This window comes from Bifidobacterium imperatoris, from assembly GCF_002860405.1.
GTDB classification, from domain to species: domain Bacteria; phylum Actinomycetota; class Actinomycetes; order Actinomycetales; family Bifidobacteriaceae; genus Bifidobacterium; species Bifidobacterium imperatoris.
Window position 1 is genome coordinate 35,187 of sequence record NZ_NMWV01000029.1, and the last position, 17,772, is coordinate 52,958.

At 57.4% G+C, this 17,772-nt stretch carries 15 protein-coding genes and 1 tRNA gene; 14 read left to right on the plus strand and 2 right to left on the minus strand.

Annotated elements, in window-relative coordinates:
• Positions 1–17: 17 nt before the first annotated feature.
• Positions 18–674: an HAD family hydrolase gene (locus Tam1G_RS09755; RefSeq protein WP_033891256.1), complete on the plus strand. Its 657-nt coding sequence runs from the start codon at positions 18–20 to the stop codon at positions 672–674.
• Here the strand turns inward: Tam1G_RS09755 and Tam1G_RS09760 are convergent.
• A complete protein-coding gene (locus Tam1G_RS09760) occupies positions 671–1,615 on the minus strand; it encodes an AEC family transporter (protein ID WP_033891257.1) in 945 nt (314 codons plus the stop codon). The genes Tam1G_RS09755 and Tam1G_RS09760 overlap by 4 nt on opposite strands.
• A 390-nt stretch (positions 1,616–2,005) precedes the next feature.
• Between Tam1G_RS09760 and dapE the strand changes: the two genes are divergently transcribed.
• From dapE to rplA, 12 genes are all read left to right on the plus strand, one after another.
• Complete coding sequence (gene dapE, locus Tam1G_RS09765) at positions 2,006–3,211, plus strand: succinyl-diaminopimelate desuccinylase (RefSeq protein ID WP_033891258.1); 1,206 nt, start codon at positions 2,006–2,008, stop codon at positions 3,209–3,211.
• Between the two features lie 315 nt (positions 3,212–3,526).
• On the plus strand, positions 3,527–6,373 hold the full coding sequence (locus tag Tam1G_RS09770) for an Rne/Rng family ribonuclease (protein WP_423220493.1): 2,847 nt from the start codon (positions 3,527–3,529) through the stop codon (positions 6,371–6,373).
• A gap of 216 nt (positions 6,374–6,589) precedes the next feature.
• The gene (gene rplU / locus Tam1G_RS09775; protein ID WP_033891261.1) at positions 6,590–6,898 is read left to right on the plus strand and encodes a 50S ribosomal protein L21; all 309 of its coding nucleotides are present in this window, start codon (positions 6,590–6,592) and stop codon (positions 6,896–6,898) included.
• Between the two features lie 22 nt (positions 6,899–6,920).
• Positions 6,921–7,172 (plus strand): 50S ribosomal protein L27, encoded by a 252-nt coding sequence (gene rpmA, locus Tam1G_RS09780; protein ID WP_033891262.1) that lies wholly within the window; start codon positions 6,921–6,923, stop codon positions 7,170–7,172.
• 189 nt (positions 7,173–7,361) lie between these two features.
• A complete protein-coding gene (gene obgE, locus Tam1G_RS09785; protein ID WP_101626369.1) occupies positions 7,362–9,044 on the plus strand; it encodes a GTPase ObgE in 1,683 nt (560 codons plus the stop codon).
• 2 nt (positions 9,045–9,046) lie between these two features.
• On the plus strand, positions 9,047–10,180 hold the full coding sequence (proB, locus tag Tam1G_RS09790; RefSeq protein WP_101626370.1) for a glutamate 5-kinase: 1,134 nt from the start codon (positions 9,047–9,049) through the stop codon (positions 10,178–10,180).
• Between the two features lie 185 nt (positions 10,181–10,365).
• Positions 10,366–11,571, plus strand: a complete 1,206-nt coding sequence (locus tag Tam1G_RS09795; RefSeq protein ID WP_101626371.1) for a pyridoxal phosphate-dependent aminotransferase — start codon at positions 10,366–10,368, stop codon at positions 11,569–11,571.
• Between the two features lie 111 nt (positions 11,572–11,682).
• Positions 11,683–11,758: transfer RNA gene (locus tag Tam1G_RS09800), tRNA-Trp, on the plus strand.
• Between the two features lie 38 nt (positions 11,759–11,796).
• The gene (gene secE, locus Tam1G_RS09805) at positions 11,797–12,024 is read left to right on the plus strand and encodes a preprotein translocase subunit SecE (protein ID WP_033891266.1); all 228 of its coding nucleotides are present in this window, start codon (positions 11,797–11,799) and stop codon (positions 12,022–12,024) included.
• Between the two features lie 28 nt (positions 12,025–12,052).
• The gene (gene nusG / locus Tam1G_RS09810; protein ID WP_101626372.1) at positions 12,053–12,889 is read left to right on the plus strand and encodes a transcription termination/antitermination protein NusG; all 837 of its coding nucleotides are present in this window, start codon (positions 12,053–12,055) and stop codon (positions 12,887–12,889) included.
• A 377-nt stretch (positions 12,890–13,266) separates the two neighbouring features.
• Positions 13,267–13,698 carry a 50S ribosomal protein L11 gene (rplK, locus tag Tam1G_RS09820; protein WP_025222166.1) on the plus strand — a complete coding sequence of 144 codons (432 nt, stop codon included), beginning with the start codon at positions 13,267–13,269 and terminating at the stop codon, positions 13,696–13,698.
• Positions 13,699–13,713: 15 nt separating this feature from the next.
• Complete coding sequence (gene rplA / locus Tam1G_RS09825; protein ID WP_101626373.1) at positions 13,714–14,406, plus strand: 50S ribosomal protein L1; 693 nt, start codon at positions 13,714–13,716, stop codon at positions 14,404–14,406.
• 434 nt (positions 14,407–14,840) lie between these two features.
• Here the strand turns inward: rplA and Tam1G_RS09830 are convergent, their stop codons facing one another.
• Entirely contained in the window at positions 14,841–16,502 is a 1,662-nt protein-coding gene (locus Tam1G_RS09830; protein WP_101626374.1) for a DUF4091 domain-containing protein, read from the minus strand.
• Between the two features lie 148 nt (positions 16,503–16,650).
• Here Tam1G_RS09830 and Tam1G_RS09835 point away from each other — a divergent pair, with 148 nt between their 5' ends.
• Positions 16,651–17,670, plus strand: coding sequence for a LacI family DNA-binding transcriptional regulator (locus Tam1G_RS09835; protein WP_101626375.1), 1,020 nt, complete (start codon positions 16,651–16,653; stop codon positions 17,668–17,670).
• The last annotated feature ends 102 nt before the right edge of the window (positions 17,671–17,772 follow it).

Here is a 17,772-nt window from a genome sequence, read left to right on the forward strand (position 1 = left end):
GGGGGAGCGGCGCTTCCATGAATCATGATGTTGACATATTCCGTAAGTCCAAAGCGGTGCTGTGGGACTTGGACGGCACGTTAATCGACTCCGACCCATACTGGGTGACTGCCGAGCGCGCGTTGTTGGAGTCTCACGGTGGCGCTTGGGATAATGCACTCGCCGAGGCGATGCAGGGCGCTTCGCTGCCAGTATTGACGCGACTGTTGCGCGAGCGCGGGGTTGCGCTGCCGTCCGATGAGATAGTGAAGCTGCTCACCGACGAAGTCATGCGTATGGAATCGGAACATCTGCCGTGGGTGGAAGGTGCGCGAGAACTGCTTACTCGGCTTGCGTCTGCAGGGATTCCGTCCGTGCTGGTGACCGGCTCACCTCGCACTATTGCGGATAATGTTCTGCGGCAGGCGCCGGCTGGTGCGTTCGTCGATGCAATCAGCGGCAGTGATGGATTGCCGCCAAAGCCTAGCCCCGAGCCTTACGTGCAGGCTGCGCGAATGGCTGGTGTTGCCCCGCGCGACTGCGTCATTTTTGAGGATTCCTTGCCTGGGCTTGCCGCTGCGCGTGCCTCCGGTGCGGTTGTTGTTGCCGTCACTGGCCATGCGCGCGTGGATGTGCGCGGTTGCGGACTGTATGACCTTGCTATCCGCGATTATCGCGAAGTGTGCAAGAACTAGCTCAGCAGGAATGCGATAAAGGCGATAAACACTGGGCTGGTCATCGTGCTGAACAGAATGCCGTCGCGCGCAAAAGTAAGACCGACGTTGTAGCGGGCAGCGTAATTGTAGACATTCTGACCGGTCGGCAGTGCGGCCAAAACTACGCAAGCGTACAGCTCGGGGCCGCGGAAGCCCATCATGAAGTAGGCGAGCAGGAACGCGATAATCGGCATCACGATGTTCTTCAGCGCTGCCACGGTGAAGATGGCTGGAATATCGCCCTTCTTCTGTAGCGGTTTGGTGCCGTGCAGTGACATGCCAAATGCCATCAAAATCATTGGCACTGCAGATTCACCAATCATATTGATTGGGTCATAGATGAAGTTCGGTACCGGAAACCAGCCGAGCTTGGCATTCAGGGCAGAGACCACAATGCCCAGCAGCGAGCCAATCAACAGCGGTTGATGCAGCGGTTGCTTGGCGATTTCCTTAACCGACACCTTGCCCTTGGTGGTCACATCCAGCACGGTCAAACCAATCGGTGTGAACAGTGCCTGTTGCATCACCAGAATCGGGGCAACCAGTGCGCCGTTGCCCAGAATGTAAGTGGCGACAGGCAGACCAATGTTGTTGGAGTTCAAATACAGCGAGTTGAGTGCGCCGATGGTGGCGTCCGGGGCCTTCAGATGGAAGAACATCTGATTGAGTACGAGGAACACAATGCCCACCAACATGGCGGAAAGGAATGCCACGATAATCGAGGGGTGGAAGATGTCGAAGATTGGCTCCTTGGAAAGGATTGCGAACATCAGGCACGGGCTTGAGACGAAGAAGGAGAAGCGGTTCAGTACCATTTGTGCGGATGGGCCGCCAATGCGCATGCGGGCCGCCACGTATCCCACGAAAATCACGATGCCGATCACGCAGAAGCCCTGCATGGCGCTAATCAAACCGGTCATATTGTTGCTGATGCCTCCCTCTACCGCACCTAGTGTGGCACATGGAGCTGTATATGGTGCTCAAATCTCACGGTACGGGCCATATAGCGGACACGATGGCTTGTGATGTGCTCCATAGGAGTTTCGTAAAGAACTTCGTACCCATTCTGTTGTTGCCGCGGCATACCGAGCGCTAGGCTTTCGGGAAATCCGTGGCTTCGCCCCGAATTTCTTGCACTGACGTTCACTCAGCGCAAGAAATTCCGGAAAATAGCCTTATGCTCCCGAAATTCTGTCACTGACTGTGACTCAGTGCAAGAAATTCGGGACGAAGCTGCTGATTTCCGGAATTTCTTGCGCTAACCGAGACTGACTGCGTCGCTTGCCGCCGCGCACGGTACGCTGGTGGGTATGATGCTTGAATTGAATCGCAATATCTCCAAAAACGAGCAGCTCACCAGTTTGTTGACTCAAATTATGGAGAACTTCTCCGTTTCCGATAGTGAAGGACCTCTCGCCGATGAGATTGAAGCCTTCCTGAAGACCCAAGAGCACCTGACCGTCCGCCGCCACGGTGATACCGTGGTGACCTCCACCGACTTCGATAAGCCCAGCCGTGTGATTCTCGCCGGTCATATCGATACCGTGCCGGTGATCGACAACTTCCCACCTCGCTGGCTTGAGCCCGGTGACCCGCTGATTCGCCAGGATATCGCTGAAGCCCACCCGAACGAGCGCGTGCTATGGGGACGCGGCGCCACGGATATGAAGGCATCCGACGCAGTCATGCTCTACCTCGCCGCCACGCTCGATGGCCGCACGGTGGAAAGCGACCCCAAAGTCGACCTCACCTATGTGTTCTACGATCACGAGGAAGTCGCCGCCGAAAAGAATGGTCTGCGCAAGGTGGTCGAATCGCACCCCGACTGGATTCAAGGCGATTTCGCCATCATCGGCGAACCCACCAGCTGCGGCATTGAAGGCGGTTGCAACGGCACGATTCGTTTTGACGTCATCACCCACGGCGTCGCCGCGCATTCAGCCCGCGCATGGATGGGGGAGAACGCCATCCATAAGGCGGCCGATATTTTGAACAGGCTCAACGCCTATGAGCCGGCTACCGTGAACGTGGATGGTCTCGATTATCGTGAAGGACTCAATGCCACGCTGATTTCTGGAGGCAAAGGCACCAACGTCATCCCCGATGAATGCCGCGTGCATGTGAACTACCGTTTTGCCCCGGATAAGTCGCTCGAAGAAGCCAAAGCGCTGATGATGGGCGTTGATGCAGGTGCTGAGCTCGGCAACGGCGAGCATACCGCCACTGGCGGTGTATTCGAGGGCTACGGCATTGAAATGAAGGACGAATCGCCTTCAGCTCGCCCAGGCCTTACCGCACCTCTCGCACAGGATTTGGTACGACTGGTCAAAGAGCGCACTGGCCGCGATCCGTTGGCCAAGCTCGGTTGGACCGATGTGGCACGCTTTGCGATTCTCGGCATTCCAGCTGTGAACTTGGGCGCAGGAGATCCACTACTCGCGCACAAGCATGATGAGCAGGTTCCTGAGTCTGATTTGATTGCGCTCGCCGATTTGCTGTTGGCTTGGCTGGTCTGATTCACGCATGATTTGCATCCGACTTCACTGTCTCGACTGCGCTATGCCTCTACCGTGCACGTCGCCGTCCAAAAGTGTGGCATACTGAAAGACGGTGGTTCTGCATGACCATCAGCGTGTGAAATGGCGTCGATCCCCTTGCGGCTCTCGAGAAAGAGACAACGCAAGCGCCGGTGTCCGCCGTTCGCAGGACAGACTTTAGACGAAGTTGCCTCTACGCAGAGCGTGTTTTCGCGCGGCCACGGTGAGAGCGTGGTGTGAGTGAAGCGTATAGGCCTGGATGGCGTCGCGATGCAGCGCGCCGCAAGGAGCATTGTGCCCACTGAAAACCCTGAAGGTTTCGTCAGCGGCGAAACCGATAACTCAACCGTATCCAATGCCGGTTCCCAGAGCTCGGCAAGCAATGCTGTGCCCGCTGCGGCGTCTGCTGCTCCGGTGACTCGCCGCCGTCGTGGCGGTCGCCGTGTGGTCCGCGGAGCTGGTGCTGCGGGCGCATCTTTGGAGCTGCAGGTGCAGGATCATTCTGCGCCGCTGTTTGAGGCTCCAGTGCTGCCAGCTGCATCTCAGCCTGCTGTTGAGGCTTCTGCGGCAAAGACTGACAATGTTGCTGCATCTGCACCTGCTGCTTTTGACGATGAGGATGATCGCCCGGTTCGTCGCCGTTCCCGCGTCCGTCATTTTGACGATGACGCTGATATTGAGGAGCGTCCGGTTCGTCGCCGTCGCCATGCCGATGATTTTTCTGATGAGGGCGATCGCCGTGGTTCTCGTTCGGAACGCACTGATCGCGCCCATCGTGTTGTGCATGAGGACGATCAGGAAGAGCGTCTGCTCGACGCTGTTGATTCTCTGCCGGAAGGCCATGACTCCGTACGCCGCGGTAAGCCGATGACCTCGCTGCTGTTCCAAGAGCCTGTTCTGCCGTCAACGCGCTACAACAATCATCGGGATGATGACGAAGAAGAGGATGAAGACGAGCCGCGTTCCCGCCGCCGTCCGCATTCCCGTCGTTTCGATGATGATGCCGATGCCGAAGAGCGCACTACGACTCGTTCTCGCCGCCGCTCGCGCGATGATCGTGCGGATCGCGATGATCGTGACGATGATCGCGATGCTCGCCGCCGTAACGACAGCGAGAGCGCCAGCAGCAATGGTGATGCCGATGCTGATTCCACTGAGGATACCCGCCGTTCGCGCCGTTCCCGCCGCCTGAATGCGCAGGAGCGCCGAGCTGCAGCTGAGGTCGAGCAGATTGAGGAAGACCTCGAGCTGGACGATATTGCATACGCGCCCATCACCGAGGAAGAGAACGATGGTGAGGAGGAGTCCGCTGATTCCACCCGTACCCGTTCTCGCCGTCGCCGTCGTCGCGGATCCCGTGGCGAATCCGCCGCTGTTGACTCCGATACCGCTGAGAGCAGTGAGGAAGAAGCCCGCGACGAGCATGAAAGCCAGGAAGATGATGGTGAGCAGACCATTACTCGTCGTCGTCGCCGTCGCCGCGGCAGCAAGAACGCTGAAGTTGCCGAGGAATCGCAGGCTGAAGAGCAGCCGACCATCCGTCGCTCTCGCAAGCAGCAGTACATCGACGAAATCACTGATGTTGAAGGTTCGACTCGACTCGAAGCCAAGAAGCAACGTCGCCGTGACAACCGTCGCGAACGCAGCCGTCAAAGCCAGCTGATGGAGCAGGATTTCCTTGCCCGTCGCGAGAACGTGGACCGTTTGATGGTGGTGCGCGAACGCGAACATCACACTCAGATTTCCGTGGTCGAAGACAACGTGCTCGTGGAGCATTACGTTTCCGATATCCAGGAAGTGCAGACTGTTGGCAACATCTACCTCGGCCGCGTGCAGAACGTGCTGCCGAGCATGGAAGCCGCCTTCGTGGATATTGGTCAGGCGCGCAATGGCGTGCTGTACGCCGGTGAGGTCAACTGGGATGCCGCTCGACTCGAAGGTCAGCCTCGCCGCATCGAGCTGGCGTTCAAGTCCGGCGATCCTGTGCTGGTGCAGGTTACCAAGGATCCGATTGGTCACAAGGGTGCGCGACTGACCTCTCAAGTCACGCTTGCCGGCCGCTTCCTGGTGCTCGTGCCGTCCGGTGGTATGACTGGTGTGAGCCGCAAGCTGAGTGAACGCGAACGTAGCCGCCTGAAGAACATCGTCTCCAAGATTGCGCCGAAGGATATGGGCATCATCATCCGCACGGCTGCTGAAGGTGCCTCCGAAGAGGCCATCGTCAAGGATCTGGAATCTTTGGTCCGTCAGTGGGAGCGTATCAACGCTAAGCGTGAGGAATTCTGGCACGGCAAGCGCCCGAAGCTGCTGCAAGGCGAGCCCGACGTGGCTATTCGCGTGGTGCGTGATATCTTCAACGACGACTTCAACAAGCTCATCGTCGAAGGCGATAAGGTTTACGACCGTATCGAGGAATACCTCGACACAATGGCCCCTGACCTGAAAGACAAGCTGGAGAAGTGGGATCCGGCCGAGCATGAGGGCAAGGATGTGTTCGACAAGTGGCAGATCGACTCCCAGCTACGCAAGGGCATGGAACGCCAGGTCTACCTGCCGTCCGGTGGCTCGATTGTCATCGACCGTACCGAAGCCATGACCACTATCGATGTGAACACCGGTCGCTTCATCGGCCGCGGCAAATCCCTTGAGGAGACCGTGACCCGATGCAACCTCGAAGCATCCGAGGAAATCGCTCGTCAGCTGCGCCTGCGCGATATCGGCGGCATGGTCATGATCGATTACGTCGATATGGTGATGCCCGCCAACCGTGATTTGGTGCTGCGCCGCTTGGTGGAATGCTTGGCGCGCGACCGCACCAAGCATCAGGTGGCTGAAGTGACTTCGCTGGGTCTGGTGCAGATGACGCGTAAGCGCATCGGTCAAGGCTTGGTGGAGGCCTTCTCCGAGGAATGTCCGACCTGTAAGGGCCGTGGCTTCATCCTGCATGATCAGCCGACCGTCTCGGCCGATTACGATGACCCGTACGCGCTTCGCGGTGGCGACCCGTTCGTCAAAACCAACAAGCACGGCCGCGGCACCACCCCAGCTCCGGAACCGGCAGGGTCCAGTGCTGATGTCAAGGCCAAGCTGGCTCAGATTGCGGCCGCTGCGGTGGCTGCGAACAACGCCGGCGAGGAGTGACAAGCGCCGTTTGACGAACGGCTTTATAGCACAGTGCGAGACTGCAATCCCCGATGTGGCGCTTTTCCGCGCCGCTTCGGGTGTGTCGTGCTTGACACGCGGGTATAAATCAGTTGATTTAGTCCGCGTGTAGGTGTAGATTCGAAACTCGGTGTCTGACCGCAGGCTCGGTGCGCGTTGGGCAAGGAAGCTTTCCAAAACATAAAAGGAATTACTATGTACGCGATTGTGAAGGCCGGTGGCCATCAGGAAAAGGTCGAGGTTGGCGATACCATCCTCGTGAACCGTCTCGACGCTAAGAAGGGCGACACCGTGGAGTTCCCGGTTGCTCTTCTGGTTGACGGCACCAAGGTTACCCTCGGCGCTAAGGATCTGGCTGCTGTCTCCGTCAAGGCTGAAGTCGTTGACGACGAGGCCAAGGGTCCGAAGATCAACATCCAGAAGTACAAGAACAAGACCGGTGTTGCTCGTCGTAAGGGCCACCGCCAGAAGCTGACCGCCGTCAAGGTCACGGCGATCGCCTGAGTCATAGAAAGGACCATGAATCATGGCACATAAGAAGGGTGCGTCCAGCTCTCGTAACGGTCGCGATTCGTCGCCTCAGTACCTCGGCGTGAAGAAGTTCGGCGGTGAAGCTGTCGTGGCCGGCAACATCATCGTTCGCCAGCGTGGCACCAACTTCCACCCGGGCCAGAACGTCGGCATGGGCAAGGATCACACGCTGTTCGCCCTCGCTGACGGCTCCGTGAAGTTCGCTGTCCGTCGCGACCGCAAGGTCGTCGACGTGATTGCTGCCTGAGCGATCGCTAGACTTCTAGCAGACTTACATAAAACCGCACTGTGCGCTTACTCAAGCGCCAGTGCGGTTTTTCATTGTTGTATCCGATCTTGCTCGAGGGAATGGTGCACTGTGCTCTGAGGAGCGCTGCTGAGTAAGCTACGCCCCAAGCAGACCGGCCATCACCCCCAATCGGTAGAGTGGAATGTTATGAGTGATTTTGTGGATAGAGTGACCGTCCATGTCAAGGGCGGAGACGGCGGCAATGGCTCGGCAGGCATCCGCCGTGAAAAGTACAAGCCGTTGGCCGGCCCGAACGGTGGCAATGGCGGCGACGGTGGTTCCGTAATCTTCGAGGCAACCCGTAACGCAACCAGTTTGTTGGATTACCGTTTCATCCCGCATCGCACCGCAGGCAGCGGCACGATGGGTTTGGGAGACAACAAAGACGGCTCCAAGGGCGCTGACCTGATTCTGCCGGTGCCATGCGGCACGGTGATTTTCGAGGCCCGCGGTGCGCAGGGCAAGCCGAAGCACCCCGGTGAGCAGCTCGCCGATCTACGCCATGAAGGTGACCGTTTCGTTGCTGCAGAAGGCGGCAACGGTGGCCTCGGCAACATCGCACTGGCCAACAAGACCCGTCGCGCCCCCGGTTTCGCCCTGCTTGGCGAGCCCGGCGAGGAACGCGATGTGATTCTTGAGCTGAAGTCTATCGCAGACGTGGCTCTGGTGGGCTTCCCGTCCGCTGGCAAATCCAGCCTGATTGCCGCGATGAGCTCGGCCAAGCCGAAGATTGCCGACTACCCGTTCACCACGCTGGTGCCGAACCTCGGTGTGGTTATCGCAGGCGATTCCCGTTACACCATCGCCGACGTGCCTGGCCTGATTCCGGGCGCTTCCGAAGGCAAGGGCCTGGGCCTGGAATTCCTGCGCCATATCGAGCGCACGGAAATCATCGCCCATGTGATTGATTGCGCCACGCTTGAGCCCAACCGCGATCCGATGTCCGACTACGAGGCACTCGAGAAGGAGCTCGCCCTGTATGCGGACAAGCTGGAGCTGCCGCTTGGCGCGATTCCGATCCCTGAGCGCCCGCGCATCATCATCTTGAACAAGATCGATGTGCCTGAAGCCAAGGAACTGGCCGATTTCATTAAGCCGGAATTCGAGAAGCTCGGCCTGAAAGTCTACGAGATTTCCACCGCCTCCCATGCCGGTTTGAAGGAACTAAACTTCGCATTGTCTGGTCTGGTCAAGGAGATGCGTGAGGAAGTTGCCAACCGCGAACAGGCTGAAGAAGAGGCCCGCGTGGTCATCAACCCGCTCGAGACCGGCCGCCGCCAGCGCCGCAACGCTGCTGGCAAGAACGGTACTCAGCTGGACTTCACCGTGGAGCGCCGCGAACTTGGCGACGGCGAAGTGTTCTACGAGGTGCTCGGCACCAAGCCGGAACGTTGGGTGATGCAGACCAACTTCGACAACGATGAGGCTGTGGGCTACCTGGCCGATCGTTTGGCCAAACTGGGCGTGGAAGACGAACTGCGCCGCAAGGGCGCCCACCCGGGCGACGAAATTCGCATTGGCCGCGGTGCCCGAATGGTTGAATTCGATTGGGATCCGACCATCTCCGCAGGTGCTGAAAACCTCGATGGCTCCAATTTGGGTGCTCGCGGTAAGGATTTGCGACTTGAAGAGCAGGATCCGCGCGCACGCCGCCGCTCCAACGCGGAACGCCGTGCCCAGTACCACGAGATGATGGATGCCCGCGCCGCTGTACGTGAAGCCATGATGGCCGAACGTGCAGCCGGACACTGGGCCGATCCGTCCATCGACGATGATCGCCACGACGAGACCAGCCTCTTTGGTCACGGCGAAGACGCAGAAGAAGAGTAATCATGAGCACACCGAGCCAAGCCGAGGTCCGCAGAAGCATTGCTGCAGCCGGCACCATCGTGGTCAAAGTAGGTTCCAGTTCGCTGACTCAGCCGAGTGGCCATCTTGACCCTGCCAAGCTGGATGCGCTGGCCGCGGCCTTGGCTCAGGTGCGACTGATGGGCGGCCGCGTGGTGCTGGTCTCTTCCGGTGCTATTGCGGCTGGCTTTGGCCCGCTCGGATTTGATTCACGCCCCGCTGATGTTGCGACTCAGCAGGCCACGGCGGCAGTCGGCCAGGGCCTGCTGATGGCTCGATATGAGACTGCTTTCGGCCGTTTTGGTATCCGCGTGGGCCAAATTCTGATTACTGCAGAGGATACGATTCGCGCCACGCAATACCGCAATGTGCAGCGCACGCTGGACCGTTTGCTTGACCTTGGCGTGGTGCCGATTATCAACGAAAATGATTCGTTGGCCTCCAATGAGATTCGATTCGGTGATAATGATCGACTCTCCGCACTGATTGCCAACCTTGTGCGTGCGGAAGCGCTGGTGCTGCTCACTGATGTGGATGCGCTCTACACTGCGCCGCCTTCCCAGCCTGGTTCGCATCGAGTGGAATATGTGCCCAATGTGATTGATGCATTGGGTGATATCACTGTTTCCGGTTCCGGTTCCAAAGTTGGTACGGGCGGCATGGTCACCAAGTTGGAGGCCGCTCGTGTGGCAGCTGTCTCTGGTATTCCGACTGTGTTGACCTGTGCGGCAAATGCTGGCCCGGCCATGATGGGCGACCCCGTGGGCACAGTATTCGCGCCTGTGAAAGCACGCGGTTCCGCGCGACGGCTGTGGATTGGATTTGCCGCCGAGCCACGCGGCAGCATTATGGTTGATGCTGGAGCCGCCAAGGCCATACGCGGTGGCCGTGCCTCGCTGCTGGCGGCCGGTGCGCTTGAAGCGCGTGGTGATTTTTCCGCTGGAGACCCGGTATGGATTGATGATGAAGCCGGCACGCATCTGGCTCGTGGTCTCGCCGGTTTCGATTCTGAGGAGATTCCACAAATGCTCGGACGCAATACCGCCCAGCTCAAGCGATTCCTTGGCCCCGAGTATGCGCACCCGCTGGTGCACCGCGACAATCTTGTGCTGGTGTGACATTTCCTCCACGGTGTGGCAAATCGCTCATAATGCAATCTCAAAAAATGGCGTTATTCCGCCAATGTGAATAATGAGGGTTACCACACGGTGGAGTATTTACAACACCGTGGGAGGGTGACTGGCTATGACGGCACTCACCCTTGGCAACATCGTGCGTTCGGGCTATCGTGTGAACCATGACTATGGCTGAATGGCAAACACTTTCCGACCGTATTAACACCGTGGCCCCAAGTGCCACCCTTGCTGTTGATTCCAAGGCTAAGGCAATGAAGGCTGCTGGCCTCGATGTCATTGGTTTTGGCGCTGGCGAGCCGAACTTCCCGACTCCTGCCAACGTAGTCGAGGCAGCCGCTGACGCTTGCCTCGACCCGAAGAACTACAAGTACACGCCGACCCCGGGCCTGCCGGAGCTGCGCGAGGCGATTGCCGCCAAGGTACTGCGTGATTCCGGCTATGAAGTCACCGCTGATCAGGTGGTGGTAACTAACGGCGGTAAGCAGGCCGTGTATGAATCCTTCCAGATCTTGCTGAACCCCGGTGATGAGGTCATTATTCCGACGCCGTACTGGACCAGCTATCCGGAGGCCGTGAAGCTGGCCGGTGGCGTGCCGGTTGAAGTGTTCGCCGGTGCTGATGTGAACTTTGAGCCGTCTCTTGAGGCTCTGGAAGCCGCTCGTACCGAGCACACCAAGGCCATCATCGTGAATTCTCCAAACAATCCGACTGGTGCCGTGTGGAAGCCGGAAACCGTGGAAGCCATCGGCCGCTGGGCTGTGGAACATCACATCTGGATTATTTCCGATGAGATTTACGAGCACCTGAACTATGACGACGCGCACACCACGTATGTTGGCGCTGCAGTGCCTGAATGCCGTAATCAACTACTGGTGCTCAACGGTGTGGCGAAAACCTATGCCATGCCGGGCTGGCGCGTGGGCTGGATGGTCGCTCCGGTTGAAGTGGCCAAGGCTGCCACCAAGCTCCAGGGCCATATGACCTCGAACGTGGCCAACATTTCTCAGCGTGCCGCCCTGGCCGCCGTGGCAGGCCCGCTGGACGAGGTGTACAAGATGCGTGAGGCCTTTGATGTGCGCCGCAAGGCCATCGTGGCAGCGCTGAACGATATCGAAGGCGTGCATTGCCCGACGCCGACCGGCGCGTTCTACGCATTCGCAGACATCACTGCTCTGCTCGGTAAGCCGCTTGGCCCGAACGGTACGGTGTGCACCACTTCCGCTGATTTTGCCGCTGCTCTGCTCGACGAAGCACATGTGGCTGCTGTGCCCGGCGAAGCATTCGGTGCCCCCGGCTACCTGCGCTTCTCCTATGCCTTGGCTGATGCCGATCTGGCCGAAGGTATGAAGCGCTTCCAAGAGTGGGCCAAATAAGCGCGACACGCGATTTGCTTTAATCCACCTCAGCCGTTACTATATCGACTTGGCGGTTTTCGCCGTGGCGGAGCGTTCTCTATAGAACATCAGCCGAGGTGGATAACACCTAGGGAAGTGGCGCAATTGGTAGCGCAACGGTCTCCAAAACCGTAGGTTGTGGGTTCGAGTCCCGCCTTCCCTGCCAAGTTTTCTAATAATCAAGCAGCTGACGCGAGGTACAGAATGGCTAAGACGAGCAAGAATGAAAAGGCAGTCAAGCCGAATGTCTTCATGCGTATTGGTCTGTTTATCAAGCAGATCGTCGACGAGCTTCGCAAGGTCGTTACTCCTACTGCCAAGGAACTCTTCTTCTGGTCTCTGGCTGTGTTCATCTTCGTGCTGCTGCTGATGGCCCTGGTCACTGGCATGGACTTCGGTCTGGGCAAGGCGACTCTGTGGCTGTTTGGCTGATTCCAACAACCTAAGGTGAAACACACTCATGAGTGACGAACTGAATCTCGAGAACCTCGACGCTGTTCTGCCGAACGAGGGAACTGAAGCTGAGGCTCCGGCTGAGGTTGAAGCTCCTGAGGCCACTGCTGAGGTTCCGGCTACTGAACCGACTCCTGTTGCATCCACCGAAACCGGCGATGCATCTGTGGCGTTGGATGAAGAAGACGAGACCGAGGTCAACGAGTCTGAAGAAGCTGAAGGCACCGATGCTGGTCAGCAGGCCGTTGAAGAGTTCTCCAAGTCCCTGCGTTCCCTTGACGGTAAGTGGTATGTGCTCCACACCTACTCTGGTTATGAGAAGCGTGTGAAGACCAACATTGAATCTCGCGTGGCTTCCTTCGGCATGGAAGATCAGATTTTCCAGGTTGAAGTTCCGATGGAAGAAGTCGAGAAGCACACCGAAAAGGGCAAGAAGGTCATCACCCGCGTTCGTGTCCCCGGTTATGTGCTGATTCGTATGTGGCCGGATGAGAACGCTCGCCGCATTGTTCGCGAAACCGAAGGTGTTACTGGCTTCGTTGGCCCAACCAAGGATCCGGCTCCGCTTTCCCGCAAGGAAGTCGTTCAGATGATGGCTCCGATGATTGCTTCCGAAGCTCTCAAGGCCGCTGGCGACAAGCCTGCCGCAGCCAAGAAGCGCAAGGTTGAAGTCTCCTACGCCGTTGGCGATCAGGTCACCGTCACCGATGGTCCTTTCGCCACTATGGAAGCTGTCGTCTCCGAAGTCGAGCCCACCACTCAGAAGCTCACCGTGCTCGTGTCCATCTTCGGCCGCGATACGCCGGTGGAGCTGGGCTTCCACCAGGTGAAGAAGCTAGATTAAGGTCTTTGAAAGAGCTCGACTTCGGTCGGGCTCTTTTTTATCTATACCTGTTCACATTTTCATCTATGCCTCTGCCCACAGCGTCCAGAATTTGGGTAAAGAGGCTTATCACCCCGAATTTCGTACACTGAGCAACCGCAATCGATTACTGCGAAGCGGCGTGTTGTCCAATCGGCCTCGCATAATAGGAAAGCTTGTGTCTGGAGGGAAGACCCGCTAGCACAGCACAGCAATTATAAGTTGCGGGAGGAGACCGGTCTCGGACCAGCAGCCTCAATCACACGCGGATAAAAAATGAGTCAAGACTGTGTGTGAATGGACGCTGAGAACAGATACGGCCACCATTTGAACCGCGTTATAGAAAGAAGAACCATATTATGGCTCCCAAGAAGAAAGTCTCAGCGCTGATCAAGCTGCAGATTCAGGCAGGCAAGGCCAACCCGGCCCCGCCGCTGGGTCCGGCTCTGGGTTCCCACGGCGTGAACATCATGGACTTCTGCAAGGCATACAATGCCCAGACGCAGGACAAGATGGGTCAGGTCATCCCTGTCGAGATCACCGTTTACGAGGATCGCTCCTTCACCTTCGTTCTCAAGACCCCGCCGGCAGCAGCTCTGCTGAAGAAGGCCGCTGGCATCGAGAAGGGCACCGAGAACCCGCTGACCCACAAGGTCGGCTCTGTCACCAAGGCGCAGGTCCGCGAAATCGCTGAGATCAAGATGGAAGATCTGTCTGCTCGCGACATCGAGGCCGGCATGAAGATCATCGAGGGCACTGCTCGCTCGATGGGCATCACGGTTACGGACTGATAAGGAGATAGACAGATGGTAAAGCGTTCCAAGAAGTACCGCGAAGCCGCTGAGCGCGTCGATCGCAACAACCTCTACACCGCCAACGAGGCCATCGCTCTCCTGAAGAGCATGCCCTCCTACAACTTCGACCAGACCGTCGAAGCTGTGTTCCGTCTGAACGTTGACCCGCGCAAGGCTGACCAGCTCGTGCGTGGTACCGTCAACCTGCCTCACGGCACTGGTAAGACCGCTAAGGTTCTCGTGTTCGCTCGTGGCCCGAAGGCCACCGAAGCTACCGAGGCTGGCGCTGATATCGTCGGTGATGACGACCTGATCGCAAAGGTTCAGGGCGGCTTCCTCGACTTCGACGCCGTGGTCGCTACCCCGGACATGATGGGCAAGGTCGGCCGTCTGGGCCGTGTGCTCGGTCCGCGTGGCCTCATGCCGAACCCGAAGACCGGCACCGTGACTATGGATGTCACCAAGGCTGTCAAGGACATCAAGGGCGGCAAGATTGAGTTCCGTGTCGACAAGAACGGCAACCTGAGCTTCCTCATCGGCAAGCTGAGCTTCGATGAGTCCGCTCTGGACGAGAACTTCAAGGCTGTGGCCGACGAAGTCAAGCGTCTGAAGCCGACCACCGTGAAGGGCCGTTACCTGACCAAGGCAACCATCACCTCCACGATGAACCCGGGCGTTCCGGTTGACCCGAACACCCTGGCCTGAGTGAGGCTAGCTGAATAAGCTGTTCCAAAGGAACCGCACCCCGATTGTTGGATTGAAGTAATTCAGATTCGATGATTGGAGGTGCGGTTTCTCATACCCGGGGGAATGCGGACGTCATTACAATGACAAGTTCAAGAGGGCTGCAATGACATTGAGCCGTCAAAGGCATCAGAGAGGACCTTGTCTAGGCGGGGTTGCGTGCCACGGCAGACCACGGAAAAACAGGTGTTGTTGTACCGCAATGATGGGGACGAACGCGTACATAGTCCACTGGGATACCAAACGACGACTTAGAAGCGATTGGAGCGGCACACCTCGGAGGAATTCCGGAACATGTCTCTCAGCTTTAATAAAACACGTCCAATAATCGAGGTGCACGCCACCCTGTGAGTGCTGATAAAGCAATATTTGGTCTAACAGGCCCAAGAAGCTGCTTACTCGAGCGCATCGAGCAAAGATCGGTAGGTGTGTGCGAATAACGCTTCGTCGTCAGTGTAGTCAGTATTCGTGCGGAATACGTTCGCGACGAGATTGCGGAAGTACTTAGAATTCCGGTTCTCCAGTAAGCGTAGTAATTCAAGATCCTCGGTACCGCGGCGTTCAGCTTCGAGTCGCATGCTGAGCCAAGGACCATCGTCCCCTGGATAGACTAGAAATGCGTCGCCACAGGGAAAGTTAGTGCCCAATCCGGTCGGGTTGAAGCAACTTGTTGCAGCGAACGGATTCATCCCATCAGGGAATTGGTTGAACCCCCAATGCAGGAATCCTCCAATATGATTGCATGCGAATCCCCAAAACAGCAGTCGCGAATGAATCACCTTCTGGTCAAGGAATCGGTTCAGCCATCGGCCTTCTGGTTCGCAGCACACATAATTCCATACTTCATCGCCGAGTTTGCGCATATGGTCGAACGTATCGTGAGCGGCCTCATATCCACTGGTGGTCGGCACCCACACATCAATGCCTCCACGGAAGTTGTCCGTTTTTACGGCTTCCACTACGCGAGCCTGAGGAAGATATTTCTTTAGCATGGCAACCGCCATGTAATATTGTCGCCGCCGCGATTCCAGGGCCGCATCATCCGCGTAATGGACATCCGGCTCATCATGCACATGAACTAGTACGGATGAATCCCAACTGTTCTCTTCCAAGAATAAAGCTAGCGCTTGCAGATATGCGGTGGTTATATCAAGGCCTTCGGGAGATTCGAAATCTATTTCAGGAGCCATCGCGCAAGTGAAAGTGTCTGTAAGCATGTCGGGCGTGCCATCTGCCCTAAATCCGCGTGACAGCAGTGGTCCTATTTCCAGCGTGGTCATGCCTCCGGCAAAGAATCGCTCAATGACGGGCTTTATATATTCAAACGAGAAAGCGTACGGCTTGCGCGCGGTCACACAGCGGTCATCAAGTTCGATGTAGAACACGTTTTGCCGTGTTCGACGCATGGCTGCAATGTACTGATCCAACATTCCAAGAAACGCGGGAGACCCGTAGTCGACGTCATGGCAACGGGTGACGGCATCAAGCGAAAACCAATTCGTAACTTTGAAATGTTCGTCGGGAATACGAACATTCGCCGTATGAACGGCGATGGTAATCTCCTGCGAACCCTCCTGCGCGTCAGCGGTGATTGTCAGATTGCGGTCGCCGGGTGCGAGCTCATCGTCGGGAATAAGGCAGCAATATGCAGCTGCGCGCCCATTTACCGCCGGTATGGTTATGGTTCCGTTCCTCTCAGTATTTTCGGACACTGGTTTCAGGCAGTCATACACTTTAAACGGTGCTTTACGGACGGCATACCCGGGTTTTTCATCAGGCAAGATAACCATATCGCCGCCTTGGGCGGCACCATCGCCGGTGTTGTATTCAACCGGTACCGCGATCATTTGATACCACTGCGCTTTATAGCCGTTGCCATGTAAAGAGGCGGTGACCGAATCACCCTCGGTATCAATGATGATTTGCAGTCCAGGACGTCCATTGAGCGGGGTGTCAAGATGCAGCTCGAAGGGCAGATTGGTGGAGGGCGAATCAGGGAAAAGGAACTGTTCATATACGGTGGCGATACCGGTGAGCGCTGTTGGCTGTGTTGTCATGGGCGTGAACCTCATTGTCTGTTAGATATGTTCAGGGGAGATGTGGGTGCGATTGGGCTGCTATGCCCGCTCATCGCTTGTTTATACGCATCAACTATACTATTTATACGTATAATTGTCGATATCGATAAAGGAAAGGGCGCGGAACATGGTGACTTCAAAAGATGTGGCGGCGTTGGCCGGCGTTTCGCAGGCGACGGTGTCATATGTGATGAATGGCACCCGCCCTATTTCCGAAAAAACTAAGAAGAAGGTTCGCGCCGCGATCAAGCAGTTGGGGTATTACCCCAACGCCAATGCCCGCGCGCTGGCAGGGCAGCACGCGGGCGTGATCGCGGCTGTGGTGCGTATGAACGAAAGCACCCAGTTCGAAGAGCTTCTTCCTCATATCAGCTCTATGACGCGTGAAGTGCGCAAGCGTGGAGCCAGCTTGATGCTGGTCCCCGCCGAGGAGGGCATGAAGGCCGTGCGACAGCTGGTGGGGGAGTCCGTGGTTGACGCGGTTGCCTTGTTTGATATCGGGCATAACGACAGGCGCTTACCTGAGCTGGCCGAGCTGGATGTGCCAGCAGTGCTAGTGGGCACCCCTGGTGATTCGCACGGCCTGATCAGCGTGGACGTGGACTATCCCGCTGTAATTGATTTGGCTGCTGCCGAGCTGGCGAAGTCTGGCGTAAAGAAAGCGGTCCTCGTGAGTGAGCCGCTGGCTGACGAAGAGGGCAGATACACATGGGCGATCGGGAACACGGAATCGCTATGGCGTGAGGCCGCGCGATCTCATGGCTTGGAACTTGAAATATTCAATCCGGCGTCCGACGCTTTTTCTGGTGTGCAACCATTGGGCAACCGAATGCGTGAGTGGCGTGGAAATGAGCGCATCGGTCTGGTGGTGCGTCGTCCTCGCACTACGGAGTGGGTGCTGCAATTGATGTTGCGCGAGGGGTTGGCGCCCGGGCGTGATGTGGCTCTGGTCAGCGTGTGCGAGGACTCGTTTGCGGCGTCCTGCGGTATTCCCGTTACCAATGTGTCACCTGAGGCGGAGCAGGTATCCGCCAAGGCCATTGAGCGTCTCTTCGATCTGATGGACGGCAAGCCGTCCGGCGCTCTACACCAGCTGGTGATGCCGAAATCGACGGTGCGCTCCACCACTCCAGCGATTCCTTCCTGATCATCGGTTTTGCTGAATCGACGGCAGTGTCTCGACACCTGCTGCTGGTCTGCTTCGCTTAATGCGGCAATTGTGCGGTCGCTGGCCGGGAAAAACGGGCAT